Annotated in this window: 14 protein-coding genes; 5 read left to right on the top strand and 9 right to left on the bottom strand. The window is 34.5% G+C overall.

The features are described from left to right. Window positions 1–54: 54 nt before the first annotated feature. From DMB71_RS16870 to DMB71_RS16910, 9 genes are all read right to left on the bottom strand, one after another. Entirely contained in the window at window positions 55–1,191 is a 1,137-nt protein-coding gene (locus DMB71_RS16870; RefSeq protein ID WP_111368083.1) for an aminotransferase class I/II-fold pyridoxal phosphate-dependent enzyme, read from the bottom strand. 72 nt (window positions 1,192–1,263) lie between these two features. Then, on the bottom strand, window positions 1,264–1,902 hold the full coding sequence (locus DMB71_RS16875; protein ID WP_111368084.1) for an NAD(P)-dependent oxidoreductase: 639 nt from the start codon (window positions 1,900–1,902) through the stop codon (window positions 1,264–1,266). A gap of 188 nt (window positions 1,903–2,090) precedes the next feature. Further along, window positions 2,091–2,372, bottom strand: a complete 282-nt coding sequence (locus DMB71_RS16880) for a FoF1 ATP synthase subunit delta/epsilon (protein WP_111368086.1) — start codon at window positions 2,370–2,372, stop codon at window positions 2,091–2,093. Window positions 2,373–2,453: 81 nt separating this feature from the next. Further along, the gene (gene atpD, locus DMB71_RS16885; protein WP_111368087.1) at window positions 2,454–3,965 is read right to left on the bottom strand and encodes a F0F1 ATP synthase subunit beta; all 1,512 of its coding nucleotides are present in this window, start codon (window positions 3,963–3,965) and stop codon (window positions 2,454–2,456) included. A 238-nt stretch (window positions 3,966–4,203) separates the two neighbouring features. After that, window positions 4,204–5,757, bottom strand: a complete 1,554-nt coding sequence (locus DMB71_RS16890; protein WP_111368089.1) for an SGNH/GDSL hydrolase family protein — start codon at window positions 5,755–5,757, stop codon at window positions 4,204–4,206. Between the two features lie 84 nt (window positions 5,758–5,841). Further along, window positions 5,842–8,670, bottom strand: a complete 2,829-nt coding sequence (locus DMB71_RS16895; RefSeq protein WP_111368090.1) for a TonB-dependent receptor domain-containing protein — start codon at window positions 8,668–8,670, stop codon at window positions 5,842–5,844. Window positions 8,671–8,981: 311 nt separating this feature from the next. Then, window positions 8,982–10,832 (bottom strand): glutamine--fructose-6-phosphate transaminase (isomerizing), encoded by a 1,851-nt coding sequence (gene glmS, locus DMB71_RS16900; RefSeq protein WP_111368092.1) that lies wholly within the window; start codon window positions 10,830–10,832, stop codon window positions 8,982–8,984. Window positions 10,833–10,841: 9 nt separating this feature from the next. Further along, window positions 10,842–12,509 (bottom strand): DUF4270 domain-containing protein, encoded by a 1,668-nt coding sequence (locus DMB71_RS16905; RefSeq protein WP_111368093.1) that lies wholly within the window; start codon window positions 12,507–12,509, stop codon window positions 10,842–10,844. A 21-nt stretch (window positions 12,510–12,530) separates the two neighbouring features. Next, window positions 12,531–13,337 (bottom strand): glycogen/starch synthase, encoded by an 807-nt coding sequence (locus DMB71_RS16910; protein WP_008465476.1) that lies wholly within the window; start codon window positions 13,335–13,337, stop codon window positions 12,531–12,533. Between the two features lie 106 nt (window positions 13,338–13,443). Here DMB71_RS16910 and panC point away from each other — a divergent pair, with 106 nt between their 5' ends. From panC to DMB71_RS16935, 5 genes are all read left to right on the top strand, one after another. Beyond that, window positions 13,444–14,292, top strand: a complete 849-nt coding sequence (gene panC / locus DMB71_RS16915) for a pantoate--beta-alanine ligase (RefSeq protein WP_111368095.1) — start codon at window positions 13,444–13,446, stop codon at window positions 14,290–14,292. Between the two features lie 14 nt (window positions 14,293–14,306). Further along, window positions 14,307–14,657, top strand: a complete 351-nt coding sequence (gene panD / locus DMB71_RS16920) for an aspartate 1-decarboxylase (protein WP_008465481.1) — start codon at window positions 14,307–14,309, stop codon at window positions 14,655–14,657. Between the two features lie 201 nt (window positions 14,658–14,858). After that, on the top strand, window positions 14,859–16,013 hold the full coding sequence (locus DMB71_RS16925; RefSeq protein ID WP_111368096.1) for an alpha/beta hydrolase: 1,155 nt from the start codon (window positions 14,859–14,861) through the stop codon (window positions 16,011–16,013). Then, window positions 16,013–17,374, top strand: a complete 1,362-nt coding sequence (radA, locus tag DMB71_RS16930; RefSeq protein ID WP_111368098.1) for a DNA repair protein RadA — start codon at window positions 16,013–16,015, stop codon at window positions 17,372–17,374. The genes DMB71_RS16925 and radA overlap by 1 nt, the downstream gene beginning before the upstream one ends. Before the next feature lie 20 nt (window positions 17,375–17,394). Beyond that, window positions 17,395–19,359 (top strand): transglycosylase domain-containing protein, encoded by a 1,965-nt coding sequence (locus DMB71_RS16935; protein ID WP_111368099.1) that lies wholly within the window; start codon window positions 17,395–17,397, stop codon window positions 19,357–19,359. The last annotated feature ends 207 nt before the right edge of the window (window positions 19,360–19,566 follow it).

The following is a 19,566-nucleotide window of genomic DNA, read 5'->3' on the forward strand; positions in this document are numbered from 1 at the left end:
ACAAAAACCCATCTATGCGATGGGTTTCTTGTTTTTATTCTTTTCTAATTATTATCAAAAAACAAAATCTCTGACCAATTCTAAGACTTGATTAATCTCTTCTTCCGAATTATAACTGTGAACACAAAAGCGAAGACGTTCCTGCCCTTCTGGAACAATCGGAGAAAGAATGCACTGAACATCAAACCCTTTGCCCTGAAGTTGTTGTGATAACTCGCTTACATTATTATTTCCTGGAATAATAGCAGAATGTATTGCAGATTTACTATGAACGAACATTGGTTTCAGTCCTAATAAATTTTTCTGCTGATTGAAAAGCACAATATTCTGACGAAGCTTTTCAATAGCTTCTTTTTCTATTTCCAAATGCTGGTATGCAGTAAAAATTGTCGCAACAGCATGAGGAGACAAAGCAGTAGTATAAATAAAACTTCGAGCAAAATTGATTAAATAATCCCTTAACTCGATACTTCCTAAAACTGCCGCACCTTGACATCCTAAACCTTTCCCAAAAGTTACAATTCGAGCAAAAATTTTATGATGCAATTGTAAATACTGACTTAAACCTTCTCCTTTTTCTCCAAAAATGCCTAAAGCATGAGCTTCATCAACAACCAAATAACAATTGTGCTTTTCCGAAAGTTGCAATAATTCTTCCAAATTTGGACAATCACCATCCATAGAAAAAACAGTTTCTGTTACTATGTAAATTGTTGCATATGGATATTTAAGAATATACTTTTCTAAATCTTCAAAATCATTATGAATAAACGAATATGATTTTGCTTTAGACATCGCAATTCTATCTTTTATAGAAGCATGACACAATTCATCATACAGAACAACATCATTTTCTTGCGGTACAGCGCTAAAAAATCCCAAATTGGCATTATAGCCTGAATTGAAAATTAAAGCGGATTCTGCCTCATGAAATCGCGCTATAAAACTTTCTGCAATTTGATATAAAGAATGGTTTCCTGTCGTTAATCGTGAACCAGTAGATCCATTTTGAAAAATCTCATTTTCTAATAAATAAGCATGAGTATGCTTATAAATAGTTTCTGATTTAGAAAATCCTATATAATCATTAGAAGAAAAATCAATCAGATTATTAAACACAGGCAATTTCCTAAACAGATTTTCCTGTTTACAGCTTTCTATTTTTCGTTTAAGATTTTCAGGCAACTCCATCAAACAAAGTTAGGCAATTCCTATTAGAATAAAATAAACGGCGGGTTTTGAACAATCCGCCGTTTTCCAAGTTTAAATAGCACTAATAAAAGGTGACTGTCTCACAAAATTTGATGCCATCATCTCTTTTACAAGAAATTTCGAAATATCCAATGCAGTAATTTTATCTCCCAAACAATCTTCAAGATTTACAGAGATTTCACTACTATCATTAGAAAAAACAATTAACGGAACACGAACCTGTGTCCAATCAACATTGCTCGCATTTAAAAGATCATAAGTTAATTGTCGATCCTTCTGGATCTCAGGAAAATTAGTTTTCATCCAGTCGGTTGCCATAATTGTTTTCGAGCTTTTTCTATCAAAAGGAGTATCGATATTCAATCCTGCCAGAAGAACATATCTTTGAATTCCATATTGACTCATTGCATTCAAAACATTCTTTGTTGCTTGGCTTGCTACCATGGGTTCACCCGGTCTTTGCCCAATCGTACTGATTACAGCCTGACAATCTTTAACTAATAAACTTATAGATTCTTCATTAATAGCATCGCCCTTAATGATTTCTATTTTTGAATTTTGAATAGTAAAATTGTCTGGATTTCTTAGTAGAAGTTTTACACTAAATCCATTTTCTAGTAACTGATTTACCAGATATTTTCCTGTTCTTCCGCCACCGCCAAGAACAGCAACTTTTGATATATTTTTCATATATATACTTTATAAAATTTGACATAAAAAATTTTGCTTCATCATTCTAGATGAAACAAAGTGCAAAAGCTTACTGAGCTTTTACAATCGATCAAATATTTTATAAAGAGATTTTGATAGTTCAAAAGTAAGAAAATAAAAAAAGCCAGACAATACTGTCTGGCTTTTCAGCTTATTTTGAAATTGTTTTAGTCAACTAACACAATTATCTTATTGTTTTTCATTTCGATTGTTCCCGACTTAATCCCTAAAGTATAAGTTTGGTCATTAACTCTCGTAAATTTATCAGCAGCCTCTTTAGAAAAACTGAAGCTTGGAGCTGCAATTTTAATTGTTCCTTCTTCTAAGATTGAAACAATTGGCGCGTGATGATTTAAAATCTGAAAGCTTCCATTAACTCCTGGTAAAGTAACAGATGTTACCTCTCCTGAAAATAATTTCGCTTCTGGTGATACTATTTCTAAAATCATTTTTTTTGAGTTATGAGTTATAAGTTATGAGTTATAAGTGAGCAGAAACTCATAATTTATAACTCATAATTCATAATTATATTAAGCTTCAGCTAACATTTTCTCTCCAGCTTCGATTGCATCTTGAATAGAACCTTTCAAGTTGAAAGCTGCTTCTGGAAGGTGATCTAACTCACCATCGATGATCATGTTAAATCCTTTTATAGTATCTTTAATATCAACTAATACTCCTGGGATACCTGTAAATTGCTCTGCTACGTGGAATGGCTGAGACAAGAAACGTTGTACACGACGTGCTCTTGCTACTGCAAGTTTATCTTCTTCAGATAACTCTTCCATACCAAGGATCGCGATGATATCTTGTAATTGTTTGTATTTTTGAAGAATTTCTTTTACTCTTTGTGCACAGTTGTAGTGCTCATCTCCTAAGATGTGTGGAGTTAAAATTCTTGAAGTAGAATCTAAAGGGTCAACCGCAGGATAGATACCTAACTCAGCAATTTTACGAGACAATACTGTTGTTGCATCTAAGTGAGCGAAAGTTGTAGCTGGCGCCGGGTCAGTTAAGTCATCCGCAGGAACGTAAACCGCTTGTACAGATGTAATAGATCCTTTGTTTGTAGATGTAATACGCTCTTGCATAGCACCCATCTCTGTTGCCAAAGTTGGTTGGTAACCTACTGCAGAAGGCATACGACCTAAAAGTGCTGATACCTCAGAACCTGCTTGTGTAAAACGGAAGATGTTATCAACGAAGAATAATACATCTTTTCCTTGGTCTGATCCAGCTCCATCACGGAAATATTCAGCGATAGATAATCCTGAAAGTGCCACACGTGCACGAGCTCCAGGTGGCTCATTCATTTGTCCGAAAACGAAAGTAGCTTTAGACTCTCTCATTCCTGGCATATCTACTTTAGATAAATCCCATCCTCCATTTTCCATAGAGTGCATGAAATCATCACCGTATTTAATAATTCCTGACTCTAACATCTCACGAAGCAAGTCATTTCCTTCACGTGTTCTTTCACCTACTCCAGCGAATACTGAAAGTCCACCGTGACCTTTTGCGATATTGTTGATCAACTCCTGAATCAATACAGTTTTACCTACTCCAGCACCACCAAACAATCCAATTTTACCTCCTTTTGCGTAAGGCTCGATCAAATCGATTACTTTGATACCTGTAAATAAAACTTCAGATGAAGTTGATAAATCTTCAAATTTTGGTGCTGGTCTGTGGATTGGCAAACCGTTCTCTCCAGATTTTGGCAAATCACCTAAACCGTCAATGGCATCTCCAACAACATTAAATAATCTTCCATATACATCTGGACCGATTGGCATTTGGATTGGGCTTCCAGTTCCAACTACTTCATATCCTCTGCTTAAACCATCTGTTGAATCCATAGAAATGGTACGAACAGTGTTTTCACCAATATGAGATTGTACTTCTAGAACTAAGATAGTTCCGTCTTTTTTAGTGACTTCTAGTGAATCATAAATTTTTGGAAGTTCAACATCTTTACCGTTGAAAACTACGTCTACTACTGGTCCAATGATTTGAGCAACTTTTCCTATTACTTTTGACATTACTTATGTATTTATTAAATAGCTATTTAGGTTTATCGAAAATACCTCTTTTTTCAGAGCGCAAAGATAATTTTTTAAAATATAAAATCAATTTTTTTTTCATAAAAAATAGCATGATTTTGTTTGATTCATAAAACTTGTCCAAAAAACAACAAAAACAGCATTTTTTTAATAAAAGAAAAAAACCGCTTCATTGATATAAATGAGCGGTTTTTTTGAAACTAAAATATAGTTCTGATTATAATTTTGCGGGGAATAAAACTGGATAATTACCAATATTAACACCTTTTAAATTTGAACCGTATTTGGCATTTATAGCTTGAATAAATTTATTGGCAATAAAAGCATACCCTCTCGGAGAAGGATGAACACCATCTAAAGAAAACATACCGCCGGTAACAAATGTAGCTTTCAATGTAAAGTCATTCATCGTAACCCCAGTTGACTTATTTAAATCGTCCATAATTGCTTTTGCATCAACAATTGCCAAACCATTTGCTTCTGCAGCCGCCTTGATAACCGCATTATATGCATTTGTAGCCACTTCTATTTCTGCCACTTCCGAAGGAAGCAAAACATATCTGTCTGGCAAAGGAAAAGTAACTCCTAATTGAGACAATGAAGGTGAAGGCGAAGCAACTCCGTCAAGCGCAACAGTTGGAACTTTTCCAATTCTAGAAGAAGCTCCTAAAACTATCAAATCAGTTGGCAACGCTTGTCTTGCTTTTCCAAAAATCATTCCCATTGCTGTAGCAGTATTAACATCCAATCCACCACCCATTAAAACCGCTTTTAAGTTTGCCGACAAATCTGGCAAGTTCTCATCGACGATTAGCAACGGATTATTTCCTGTTGTAGACAAAAGCTTAATTCTATCTCCTTGTCCTAAAAAAGCTAACGCATTATGCAAAGGACCATATAATTGTGCATTTAAAGCGCCAACTAAACTAACCCCATTAGAACTTAAATTAGATTGTTTTAATTGATTATAAGCTATTACATGAAAATGAGGAAGGGTTGTAATATTCGGAAGATTAGCTATAACTCCTTTTCTTCCGCCAGCTACCAACTGAGCAACCAAACCTTTGTAAGCCGCTTCAAAGGTTGCAGGAGGCGTTAAAGGATTTACAGCTGGATCTCCTCCAGCAGTTGCATAACCTAATTCATCATTTCCTCCGATCCATAAAGAAAAGAAAGTCGGATTCTGACTTAAAGCATCTGCCAAAACTGTAGTTGTAGCACTCGATGCAAATCGAGCAAAATAAGGATTTGCCGTTCCCGCTGCAATACCTGCAACACTACCATAACCAGGCGCTAATAAATGAAAACTTTTTGCCCCAGGAACCCCTAAGTTATTAAAAGTCCCAGACAAATGCGCCGTAACTTCTGTTGTCGGCACTCCAACTATAGGATCAACAGTTGATTCTGGATGAGTCGGAGTTATAACTGTATTAAAATACAAACGCTGAGTAGTAATAACATTTCCTCCTAACAGCAGTCCTCCTATATTATCATTTGCAAAAGGCGTCTTAAACTCTCCGCCGCCCACTAAGGCAAATTGCTGTGCCAAAATATTCGGATAAGCCCCTTCTTGACCTTTAATAAATAAAGCATTATCACTAAAACCTGCAGCAAAAGAATCTCCTAAAGCAACATACTTAGAAAAATCAGCACTTCCAGCAGTCAAAGCTTTACCATCCGATGACTCTACCACTGGAGCCACATCATCATCACTATTACAAGCCATAAAGGTCAACGAAACCAATAAAAGCCACTTGAAATTTTTTATCATAATTTATAATTTTTATAATTATCCGTTTCCAGATTGAACATCCAGAAACATAAATAATGAATTTGACTTTGAGTTAATAACCAATTATGGATTAATAGTCCATGAAGCAAAATACTGCTGCCCGATTAATCCTGCTCCAATTACTTGATAGTATTCTTTACCTCCAATATTAGCAGCTCCTAATTTTACTACTGATTTTAATTTTGGAATTCCATAATTAATCTGAGCATCAATTACTGTAGCCGATTTAATCATACCGTCAGCAAAACCAGCCTGCCATAAATATTCACTATTCCATCTTCCACTTACATTAAATCCGAAGTTTTTGAATAATTTATCGTTTCCAACAGACGCTTTAATTCTATGTTTTGGCGTATTAAATCCAGCCTCAAAGCTTGGGTCTTTTGCTTGATCAAAATCAAATTGAGCATAATTGTAATTCAATCCCAATTCGAAGTCAGCAATTATTTTTCGAGAAAGTCCAACTCCAAATCCTAACGAGTGTATTTCTACATCTGAATTTGTATACAATTGATACGTTCTATATTCTCCATTTTGAAGCGCCCTAATTGACTGAACACCTGGATCAGCAGTCCCTGCAGCAATATTAGGATTATCCTGAGCAGTTCCATAGAAAGGAGAAATCACATTTAGATTACCAATAAAGTTGTTGTAAATATTGTAGTAACCGTTAAGATCTATTGATGTACCTTCAAAAACAGAACGATATCCTAGCTCAAAAGCTTTTACCTCTTCTGGTTTCACATAATTGGCTCTAGATTTTTTTAACAGCGCTGCCGCCGCAACTGGATCAGTTCCAGCCATTGCAGAAAATGCAGATACAGAACTTGCTAGGTAAGAGTTCCCATAAGCATCATTACCATTCATAACTTTTGTTGGACTTCCTGTATATGATTGACCTTCTGCACTAAGATTAAAAGTCTCATTAAATCGTGTTAAGTTATCTGGAGCAGAACCAAGCAATACCGCATTTCCAATATTAAATCCTATATATTGATCCTGAGTTGTAGGATTTCTAAAACCTGTTTGAAAAGATCCTCTGAAGTTGTGGTTTCTTTTTTCTCCAGCAGAATATACAAGTGACAAACGAGGAGAATAATTGCCATCAAAGTTTTTAGACTTATCATAACGAAGAGAACCTGTAAACTTCAATCTGTCATCCAAAAATTTCTTCATCAATTGTGCGTATGCACCGTACTCATTATAATTTATCTGACTATTAGCATCGGTATAGATTCTTCCGTGAGAATTTAACTCATAAGCTCTAAAAGAACCTCCAACCTGAATTTCAGCAAATTTTATTATATCTCTGAAATTATAATTCGCATCTGAGTGATACATTTTTGAATTATCAACCAACCTTGATCCAGTTAAAACATCTGGATCACTTATAACCTGATTAAATGCATTTTTAAACTCAGCTGTACCAGGCAGAAAACGACCTGTATCAGCAGTAGATCTCGCAATAGCATGAGCCTGTTCTGGCGTCATACCTGCCAAAGTCCCTTGAATAAATGCTCCAGCATATTGACCAAACCAAGTATTATCGTCTTTCCATTTTCTGTTTACGTTAATACCAGTAAAAATCATATCATATGAATGGCCTCCATCTTCGCCAGTCATATAACCTCTAACAAAAAAGTTTTTCCCTTTAAATTCTAATTTATGCTGTTGCATAAAAAAGTCGTTCAAATAATATCTATTTGCTCCTTGATAAACAGCATTTCCAGTACCAAATTTACTCTGCCAGATAATTTCCAATCTTTCATCTCCAAAAGGTCTCGCATGCAAAGAGAAATCAATTTTCTTATTTGCCGCTTTATTATCTGTCAAATCAATTTCATTATACCCTGTTCTACTCACTATAGAATTTGGCAATAAATTAGATGCCCCAGCAGGAATCAATCCCATTGCCTCTAACTTTTGACCAACACCTTTAATATTTGTCGCAGCCTCATCTCCATAAACATTAATCCCATCATAGCTAGGATTTGTTCTATCTATACCAGCTCTTGTTTTATCATCGTAGTTTGTAGCATACCAATCTGTGGCCTGCATGTAAGTAAAGTTTGCTTTTGCCGCAAAATATTTATTAAACGCATGAGCGAATCGGATACCAAAATCATAAAAACTATTTGTCCCCGCAGCTTCTTGTGAAGTTGCACCATACTTAAAATAAGTAGAAATTCCCTGATTTGTAAATGGACTTTTACTAGTCATAAACAAAATTCCGTTAAAAGCATTAGCTCCATATAAAGCAGAAGATGCTCCAGGAAGCAATTCCACACTTTGAACATCAATTTCAGAAACCCCAATCATATTTCCTAAAACAAAGTTCAATAACGGAGACGCATTATCCATTCCATCAACCAATTGCATGAAACGAGTATTTGCAACCGTAGCAAATCCTCTCGTATTGATTGACTTGAATGACATACTACTTGTATTCATCTGAACCTCTTTCATATTTTCTAAACCATCATAAAAAGAAGGAGAAGCCGTTTTTTTAATTTCCTGAATCCCCATTCTTTCAATCGTCACTGGAGATTCTAAAACTCTTTCTGGCGTTCTTGATGCCGAAACTACAATTTCATCTAGTTTTGTTTCTTCACCTTTTAAAAACACATTTACTTTTTGATTCGTCGTCGTTATATTTACCGTTTTAGATTCAAATCCTACTGCGGAAACCTTTATAGAAAAAGGCAATTTAGCATTAGTACTCAATTTAAACGATCCGTCAAAATCTGTAGAAGCTCCAGTGTTTTCTCCTACAACAACAACATTGGCACCAGGAATAGATTGCTTGTTACTATCTGTAACTGAACCTGTAATTGTATTCTGCGCAAAAGATATTCCGCTGAATAACAACATAATTAGCAAGTAGACTCTCATTAGGGTTAGTTTTATTGTTAGTATATATAGCCAAAATACACAAATATTTTAATATGCATAAAAAAATGTTAAATAAAATTTATATTTATCATTGTTTTGTATAATATTTTAACTATTCACTAATTCATTTTATTAAAATAAAAACAAAGAAAACCTAAAGAAAAATCAGTTTACTATGCATACATATAAATTTTTATCAAAAAAATGAAAAATTCATAAAAATACATACACTGAAAAAAATTTTTGACAATAAAAAAAAGCGAGACCTAAATCTCGCTTTTTTAACATATTTATATTTTAAAATAGAATCTCTATTCTACTGTAACCGACTTCGCTAAGTTACGAGGCTGGTCAACATTACAACCTCTCATAACCGCAATGTAGTAAGAAAGCAATTGCAACGGAATTGTCGTAACTAATGGAGATAATGCATCTGAAGTTTCTGGAATTTCGATTACATAATCTGCCAATTCACGAACTTGAGTATCACCTTTTGTAACTACGGCAATAATTTTACCGCTTCTTGATTTAATTTCCTGAATGTTACTTACAATTTTATCGTAATGTCCTTGTTTTGGCGCAATCACAATAACTGGCATTAATTCGTCAATTAAAGCAATCGGACCATGCTTCATTTCAGCAGCTGGATAGCCTTCTGCATGTATGTATGAAATCTCTTTTAATTTCAATGCACCTTCTAAAGCAACTGGGAAATTATATCCTCTACCTAAATAAAGACAGTTTGGCGAATCTTTAAAAGCAGCGGCAATTTCTTTTGCTTTATCATTAGTTTCTAATGCTTCTGCAACTTTATCTGGAATGATTTCCAATTCTTGAAGATACGTATGGAAATCTGTATTTGACAACGTTCCTTTTGCTTTTCCTAAACGCAAAGCAATCATCGTTAAAACTGTGATTTGAGTAGTAAATGCTTTTGTAGAAGCCACTCCAATTTCTGGCCCTGCGTGTGTATAAGCACCTGCGTGGCTTTCCCTAGAAATAGAAGATCCTACTACGTTACAAACTCCAAATACAAACGCTCCGTTTTCTTTAGCCAATTTAATAGCCGCCATAGTATCTGCAGTTTCACCAGATTGTGAAATCGCAATAACTACGTCATCTTTATTGATAATTGGATTTCTGTATCTAAACTCAGAAGCATATTCTACTTCAACAGGAATACGTGTAAATTCCTCAAAAATGTATTCTGCAACTAAACCTGCATGCCAAGAAGTTCCGCACGCAACGATTAGGATACGTTTTGCATTTAAGAATTTCTCCAGATTATCCTCAACACCAGCCATCTGAACTATTCCTTCATTTGCATGAAGTCTTCCTCTGTAAGTATCTTTAATTACACTTGGCTGCTCGTAGATTTCTTTAAGCATAAAATGATCATACCCTCCTTTTTCAATCTGCTCCAAGTTCATTTGAAGTTCTTGAATATAAGGATCTACTAAAGAGTCATCCTGGATTTTTCTAATTTTAATTGGCTTATGCAATCTGATATTAGCCATTTCACCATCTTCTAAATATACTGCATTAGAAGTATATTCAATAAATGGTGAAGCATCAGAAGCAACAAAATACTCTCCTTCTCCAACTCCAATTGCCAACGGACTTCCTAATCTTGCCGCCACAAGTTCGTTTGGATTTTTTTTATCAAAAACAGCAATTGCATACGCTCCAACTACTTGGTTTAATGCAACTTGAACAGCTTTCCCTAATTTAATATTTTCTTTCTTTTGAACTTCTTCTATTAAATTAACTAAAACCTCAGTATCTGTATCCGATTTAAAAGTGTAGCCTCTTTTTATAAGCTCCTCTTTCAAAGGTGCATAATTCTCTATAATTCCATTATGGATGATTGCTAAATCTCCAGAATTAGAAAGATGAGGATGCGAATTCACATCATTTGGAACTCCGTGAGTTGCCCAACGTGTGTGTCCAATTCCAATATTTCCATTTGTTGTAAAACCTTCATTGGCTTTAGCTTCAAGATCAGAAACTTTGCCTTTTGTTTTGCAAACTTTAATGCCCGACTCTTCGTCATATAGCATAACACCGGCACTGTCATATCCCCTGTACTCAAGACGCTTCAAGCCCTTGATTACAATTGGATATGCGTCTCTATGACCGATATATCCAACAATTCCACACATATATATTTATTAATTTGGTTTCGTGTAGTATACTTCGAGTCTCAGTCTTTTCTTTTCTTGTTCTGAATCAGGTGAACCACCTTTTTTCCCTCCAAATAAGACTGTACCCAAAGGATTCATAACTGATGTTCTTGGCGCCGCAGAAAAATATTCAATTGGATTATCATTAATTTGAATCTTATTCTTCAACGCATTAAACGTAAGTGTTGTAGCACTTTGAGAAACAACCAGTCCTAAATCAACATTTTTAGCCGTTGCATCCTTAATTAAATTACGGAAATGGCTTGTGATTCTAATTTTATAACTCTTCCCTCTTTTATCTGAACCCACAGTAATCAAACCTCCATAAGCAGAAGAAGCATCTGCAGAATAATCTGCCAAAACAGTATTATTTGTCAAATTGTACAAATACACTCGATTTGGCTCTTCTGTACCCGTCATTTTAGCGGCATCAATATAGAATACTAAGTTAGCTTCATTAACTTTCCAGTTTTTGTTAGCTACATTATATCTAATTTCATCCAGCTCATCAGGAACACCATTTGCACCATTTACAGGTTCACCAGCAGAATTATAACTCAATACATCTGTCTGATTAAAAAGTTTTATAATAGCTAAAGATCCCTGTCCGCCTTTCAGATAAAGCTTTTCGTCTCCCTCCGTTTCATTTACATTTGTAGTTATAGCACTTACATACTCAGGATTTCGCGCATCAGCTAGAAAATTAGCCGTATTTGATGTTGTTGCAGAAGCACCTTTTAAATTCAATTCGATCTTCTTACTCTCTGTAGCATCATCAGCATCAGCTGTGGATTCCGTTTTAGCTTTATAATAAACCGTAATTTTACCTTCACTAAAATTTATCAGAGCCATATTACTTGGACTAGCCCCAGACCTTTCAACATTAAAATACAAACCTCTGAAATATTCCTGAAAAACATCTTCTGATGAAAGTTTAGAAGCCGCTGCATTCAATATTTTATCTTGAAAAAATTGCGGATTAAGATGCAGAGTCATCTGAGGTTTTTTTCTATCTGTTGTAACTACTTTTGTAGTAGGATCAGTAGTTTTGGTTACAATCTCTTTTGCATTAAAATAAAACTCATCATTCTCTAAAACCCCGCCATTATTTAATCTTTCTCCAACTTTTTTATTAGAGAATTCTGTGTTTTGATCTGTATAATAAAACTGTGGCAACTGATTACCACCACTAAAATAACTACTTCTCATCTGGATTCCAGATTCATAAACACTTAATTTTAGTTTTCCATTTTTATCTCCGTAAATAGAATCTAACTCATAAGTATTGTTCCCATCTTTATCAGTAGCTGTAACATGGCTAAAATATGGAATTTCTATTTTTACACTATCAATTACAGCAGACGCCCCAATTGTCGGAGCATATGACGTAAGTCCCACCTGAGTTACAAAATTTGCAGTCGTAGTCCCAAAAAGCGGATTATCATAAATACCTAATGCATTTGGTGTCATATTATTTGACTGAATAGGAGTAACTTCTTGATTAAAAGCTAGAACATCATATTTTTCAGACTCAAGTCCAAAGTGATCATCACCAACCAAACCATCACCAATCGCATTAAAATCTTTGTCACAAGAATATAGAAAAACAGCCATTACAGCTAAAAGAGATTTCTTAAAAAAAGAAGTTTTATACATGTCTAATAATAAAATTTAAATTTAAAGTCCAAATGTTCTGTAGAAATTTGTGTAAGCATCTGCAAATCCATCTTTCCCGGCGAAAGGTAAAAAAGGTTTTCCTGAAGATTCTATAAATTTTGTTAAACTTGGAGAAACATTTTCTGACGCAATAATTACACCATCAGAATGTAAGATGCTAGCTTTTAAAACATTCTCGTAATTTGGAGTTTCTAAATCTGATACAGCTTCATGAGGAACGCCATCAAATTTAACTTTATTGATCATTTCTAAATCTAGATTTTCATCAAATGATTGTCCGTAAACAGAAGTAATAATTTTAGTTTCAGAAAACAATGCTTCATGTTTATAATAATGCTTCATATAAATTGGAAGCATAGCTGCAAGCCAGCCGTGAACATGTATAATATCTGGAACCCAGTTTAATTTTTTTACAGTCTCTACAACACCCTTTGCAAAGAAAATAGCTCTTTCGTCATTATCAGGATATAAAGCACCTTCTTCATCTGTAAAAGTGGCTTTACGTTTGAAATATTCATCATTATCAATAAAATAAACCTGAATTCTCTCTTTCGGAATAGATGCAACTTTAATAATCAACGGCATATCTAAGTCATTCACTACCAAATTCATCCCTGAAAGTCTAATCACTTCATGCAATTGGTGTCTTCTCTCATTGATATTCCCATATCTTGGCATGAAAATTCTTATCTGACCGCCTTGGTCATTAATCATTTTCGGAACGTCATAAGACATTAAAGAAACCTCATTTTCAGCCAAATAAGGCACGACTTCAGATGATACGTATAATATCCTCTTATCTTTCATAATAGTATTTTACTTAATTTTGGTAATAAAAACGTCGCAAAATTACAAAAATTTATGCAGTTTATAACTAATATATTATGTTTGCATAAATTTTAATAATACCTCAATGCATATTTTCTACAGTAAAGCAGCGTTGATAGCCTATCTTAAAACTATCAAAACCGCAAATTCAACCATCGGATTTGTACCAACAATGGGCGCTTTACACCAAGGCCATTTGGCTTTAATGCAACGTTCGCTAAAAGAAAACGATGACACAGTAGTGAGCATTTTTGTCAATCCAACGCAATTTAACAACCCAGAAGATTTAGCAAAATATCCTAGGACACTAGAAGAAGATGTTAAGAAAATGCGTACATTAAGTGATAAAATTATTTTATACGCACCTTCTGTTGAAGATATTTATGAAGGAAATACCGTTTCGCAAACTTTTGATTTTGACGGATTAGAAAACCAAATGGAAGGAAAATTCAGACCTGGACATTTTAATGGTGTTGGAACAATTGTTAAAAGGTTATTCGAAATCGTAACTCCGACAAATGCTTATTTTGGGGAAAAAGATTTTCAGCAGCTTCAAATCGTTAAAAAATTAGTTGAAAAAACAGGATTGCCTGTAAACATTGTGGGATGTCCAATTTTTAGAGAAGAAAATCAGCTGGCAATGAGTTCACGAAATGAACGCTTAACGACTGAAGAGAGAAAAGACGCGGCGATTATTTACAAAACTTTAACCGAGGCAAAAGAGATTTTCCAAAATCACAGTCCGCAAGAAACAATCGAATTTGTAGAAAATTCTTTCAAAGACAATAAAGAATTTGAACTAGAATATTTTGTTATTGCTGACGAATCTACACTTTTATCTATCGATCAAAAAGAGAATGACAAAAAATACCGAGCATTTATAGCCGTATTTGTTAATTCTATAAGACTGATAGACACCATTTCATTAAATTAATCTAACTTTGCATCATGCAAATTCAAGTTATAAAATCAAAAATTCATCGTGTTAAAGTAACAGGAGCTGATTTAAATTATATTGGCAGCATTACTATTGATGAAACTTTACTAGAGGCTTCAAACATTATTGAAGGCGAAAAAGTATCTATTGTTAACATTAATAATGGCGAACGTTTTGAAACTTACGCTATTAAAGGCGAAAAAAATTCAGGCGAAATCACTTTGAATGGTCCGGCTGCAAGAAAAGTTCAGAAAGATGACATCATCATTATCATTTCTTATGCAACCTTGGATTTTGAAGAAGCGAAAACTTTCAAACCTTGGATTATTTTCCCTAACGAAAATGATAATTCGCTAACCTAATCAATTCTTTTTTTTAAGAATTTACTTTCTTTGTCAAAAGTTATTTTTGCACAAAGAATTCTTCTTTTGTCTCAATCCAAAATGATTTTGACGCTAAAACATTACGCTTCAATTTTTGCCCCATTTAAGAAAGAAGCAAATAAAATAGTATATTGCTACACTATTTTCAATACTTTTTAATTTACTGAAATGCCACAAATCATGAAAAAAGTTTACCTACTGACACTTTTGATTTCATTCTCGTCGTTTGCCCAAAAAACGTTCGATAATATTAAATCAGAAAAACTGGGAGAAGAACGCCGAATTACGATCGGACTTCCTGCTTCTTATGAAGCAAACAAAGACAAAAAATATCCTGTTCTTTATTTATTGGATGGAGATTACTTATTTGATCCGTTTTCTGGAGCAGTAAGTTATGGCACTTATTGGGATGACATTCCAGAGATGATTATCATCGGTATTCATCAAAATAAAAATGAAGAACGTTATGACGACACAACAATAGATCAAAACGAAGGTCTCCCATTTGAAAAAGGCGCAAAGTTTTTCGAATTTATAGGAGCCGAATTAATTCCGTATATCGAAAAAAAATATCGCACCTCGCCTTTCAGACTTATTGCAGGTCATGATGTAACAGCGAGTTTTGCCAATTTTTATTTATATAAAGAAATTCCGCTTTTTAATGCATACATCTGCTTAAGCCCAGAGCTTGCTCCAAAAATGGAAGTGCGTATTGCTGAGAAATTTGCCAAAATAAAAAGCCCTATTTTCTATTACCTTTCTGCTGGAGAAGGCGATATTAAGAAAATTAAAGAACCGATAGAAAAATTAAATAGCAATATTAAAATCGCTAATAATCCGTTAGTGAATTATAAATATGATGTTTTCAAAGGCGCGACTCATTATACAGAAGTTTTGCATTCTATACCAAGTGCATTGTACCAGATTTTTGAAATATACCGCCCTATAAATTCTGCCGAATACAATGATAAGATTGCGGTTCTTCAAACAGGTTATGCAGAATATTTAGAAAAAAAATACGCAGCTATGTCTGAAGTTTTAGGAGTTCAGATTCCAGTTAGAATGAGTGATTTTAAAGTAATGGAAAATCTTATTTTAAAGAGAAATGCTTATGATGAGTTAGGTAAAATGGCCGAAATTGGAAATGTGAATTACCCAAAAGCCATGTTAGGCGAATATGAATTGGGTTTGATGTATGAAAAAATGGGCGATCCTAAACATGCTTCAAAAAAATACCAAAATGCTTCGCAAATGGAGCCAATTGGAGATTTGAACAAAGACTTGATGTATGAGAAAATTGACGAAATGAATACACTTGCTAAAAAAAATAAATAATGTCAAAAGTTAAAACTTCCTTTTTCTGCCAAAACTGCGGAACCCAATATGCCAAATGGCAAGGGCAATGCAACGCGTGCAAAGAATGGAATACGATTGCCGAAGAAATTATTCAGAAACAGGATAAAGTGGCTTGGAAAAGTGAACCTACTCCAACAAGCAAAGCACCAAAGCCTTTAAAAATTAATGAGATCGATTCTACCCAGGAAGTCCGCATGGACACGACTGATGGCGAATTAAATCGTGTTTTGGGCGGCGGACTTGTTCCTGGATCTTTAACGCTTTTGGGCGGAGAACCCGGCATCGGAAAAAGTACACTTTTGCTTCAAGTATCATTAAAGCTACCTTATAAAACATTATACGTTTCTGGAGAAGAAAGTCAGAAACAGATAAAAATGCGTGCAGAAAGAATTACACCCAACAGCGAAAACTGTTATATTCTTACTGAAACAAAAACGCAGAACATCTTTAAACAAATCGAAACTATTCAGCCTGAAGTGGTCATTATTGACTCAATTCAGACTTTACATACCGATTATATCGAATCGACAGCGGGAAGTATTTCTCAAATTCGTGAAACCACAGCAGAATTAATCAAATTTGCTAAAGAAAGTAATATTCCTGTAATTTTAATTGGCCATATCACAAAAGACGGAAATATCGCTGGACCAAAAATCTTAGAACATATGGTTGACACGGTTCTTCAATTTGAAGGCGACAGAAATCATATTTATAGAATTTTACGCTCGCTTAAAAACCGTTTTGGTTCTACATCAGAATTAGGAATTTACGAAATGCTTGGTAGCGGATTACGAGAAGTCAGCAATCCATCTGAAATTTTGATTTCTCATAAAGACGAAGAACTTTCAGGAACGGCAATTGCCACAACTCTTGAAGGCATGCGTCCGCTTATGATTGAAATTCAATCTTTGGTTAGCACAGCAGTTTATGGAACTCCCCAACGAAGCACAACGGGTTATAACGCCAAAAGGCTAAACATGATTTTGGCTGTTTTAGAGAAAAGAGCTGGATTTCGTTTAGGCGCAAAAGACGTTTTTCTGAATGTCACTGGAGGAATTTCTGTTGATGATCCCGCGATTGACTTGGCTGTTGTTGCTGCAATTTTATCTTCAAACGAAGATATTCCAGTTGGAAAAGGTTTCTGTTTTGCTGGAGAAGTCGGACTTTCTGGCGAAATTCGTCCTGTGAATCGCGTGGATCAGCGTATTCAGGAGGCTGAAAAATTAGGTTTCGATACTATCTTTGTTTCCAAATACAATAAAATAGCTTTAAAGAATACGGGAATTAAAATTGAACTTGTTGCAAAAATTGAAGATGTTGCAAGCATACTTTTTGGCTGATTTCAAATACCACTCCTTCTATGAATTTTCCAAAACAAAAAATATACAAAGCATTAAAAATACTAGGAATAGTAATTTTAGTGCTTTGCATCGGACTGTACTATTTCCGTAATTCACTTCTAAACCAGGCCATAGCAAAAGTTACCCATAAAATGGCTGTTCAGTACAACAGTAATTTTTCTGTAGAATCGGCTTCTTTTGATGGTTTATCGACTATAAAATTGACAGATGTAGTTCTGGCTCCAATAAATGCTGACACACTTGTCAAAATAAAAAATGTAGAAACTAGCATTAGTTTAAGCAATTTATTAATTGGCGATGTTCAAGTTGGAACTCTAAAAGTAGACAATGGATATATTCAGTTAGTTAAAAAAGGCAAAAAACGAAATTTTGATGCTTTTCTAAAAAGAGATCGCGAAGAAACAGAATCAAACGAAAAACGCAAATACGCTTCGTTTGCTTACAGAATTATTTCGAAAGTGTTGAATCTAGTTCCGACTGATATGGATCTGAAAAACTTCAAATTCAAAATCGACGATAACGGAAAACAAACCAATATTGCTGTAGACAAATTGGTTTTAAGCAACAAACAACTCGAAACTAATCTTCATGTTCAGGCAAAAGATTTTGATCAGCGCTGGAATATTAAAGGATTTGCCGATCCAAGAAATAAAAAAGCAGATATTCGATTTTTTAATCTTGATACTGGCGCCATTCGTGTTCCTTATCTTGACGAAAGATACAATCTTAAGGCTAGTTTCGATTCTATTCGATTAAATGTTCAAAATATTGATAAAAGCGGCAGTGAACTTCATATTGATGGCTATACTTCGATCACAAATCTTACAATCAATCACCCAAAAATCGCGAGCAAAGATGTGGTTATAAAAAATGCTCGTTTTGATTATCGCTTTTTATTAGGCGATAGTTTCATCTCTATCGATAGCACTTCAACAATGCAGTTGAACAAAATTAAAGTTCGCCCTTATATTTCTTATGATACCGAAAAAGATACGGTTTATACTTTGAAAGTCGATATTCCGAAAATGAAAGCGCAGGATTTTATCGTTTCGCTTCCTGACGGATTATTTACACATTTTCAAGGAATGCAGGCAACTGGAAATTTCGATTATAAACTGGATTTCAAATTCAACAAAAACAAACCAAACACACTTGTTTTTGACAGTAAGCTAAATAAAGAGGATTTACGAATTACGAAATATGGTGAAGCCGATTTAAATAAATTAAACGGCGAATTTGTTTATCGCGCCATTATTCAGAATGTATTGCAAAGACCTGTTTTGGTTGGAAATGCAAATCCGAACTATACACCGTTGGATCAAATTTCGCCTTATTTGAGAAAATGCGTTCTAACGACCGAAGATCCATCTTTCTTCTCGCATCGCGGATTCATAAACGAAGCTTTCAAACAATCTATTCTAAAAAACATTAGAACGAAGAAATTCTCTCGCGGTGCCAGCACAATCAGCATGCAGTTGATTAAAAATGTCTTTTTAACTCGTGAAAAAACGCTTTCGCGAAAGCTTGAAGAAATCCTTCTAGTTTACATTTTAGAAAACAACCGAATTGTTAGCAAAGAAAGAATGCTCGAAGTCTATTTCAATATTATTGAATGGGGTCCAAATGTATACGGAATCGGGGAAGCAAGCCATTTCTATTTCCAAAAAAGCCCTTCAGCTTTAAATGTTGATGAATGTCTGTACTTGGCAACGATTATTCCGAAACCAAGAAAATTTATGTATCAGTTTAATGATGAAGGTAACTTGAAAGATTATGCTATTAAAAACCAAAAATTCCTGAAGAATCTAATGTTTAGAAGAGGACTTTTAGTTCCCGAAGACACGATTGGATTATTGCCGGTTTACATTTCTGGAAATGCGCGTTCTTTAATTAAAATTAAAGTTCCAGATTCGACAGCAATCAAAGCAGATTCTTTGACTGTTGATGATGAATTTGATTTGTAATTTTCTGCCGCGAAGGCACTAAGACACAAAGTTTTTTTCTTTTTAATCTCGCAAAGACGCAGAGTCGCAAAGTTTTTTGAATAGCCACTAGCTTAAGCTAGTGGAATAAGGTTAAAATAGAAAAGGCTTTAGCCAAACCAGTAAAGTTTGGCTAAAGCCTTCTTGTTTGCGCTTATCTTCTCATCCAGCTAAAGCCGGACGCAATTG

The organism is Flavobacterium tistrianum, from assembly GCF_003254545.1.
GTDB lineage: Bacteria > Bacteroidota > Bacteroidia > Flavobacteriales > Flavobacteriaceae > Flavobacterium > Flavobacterium tistrianum.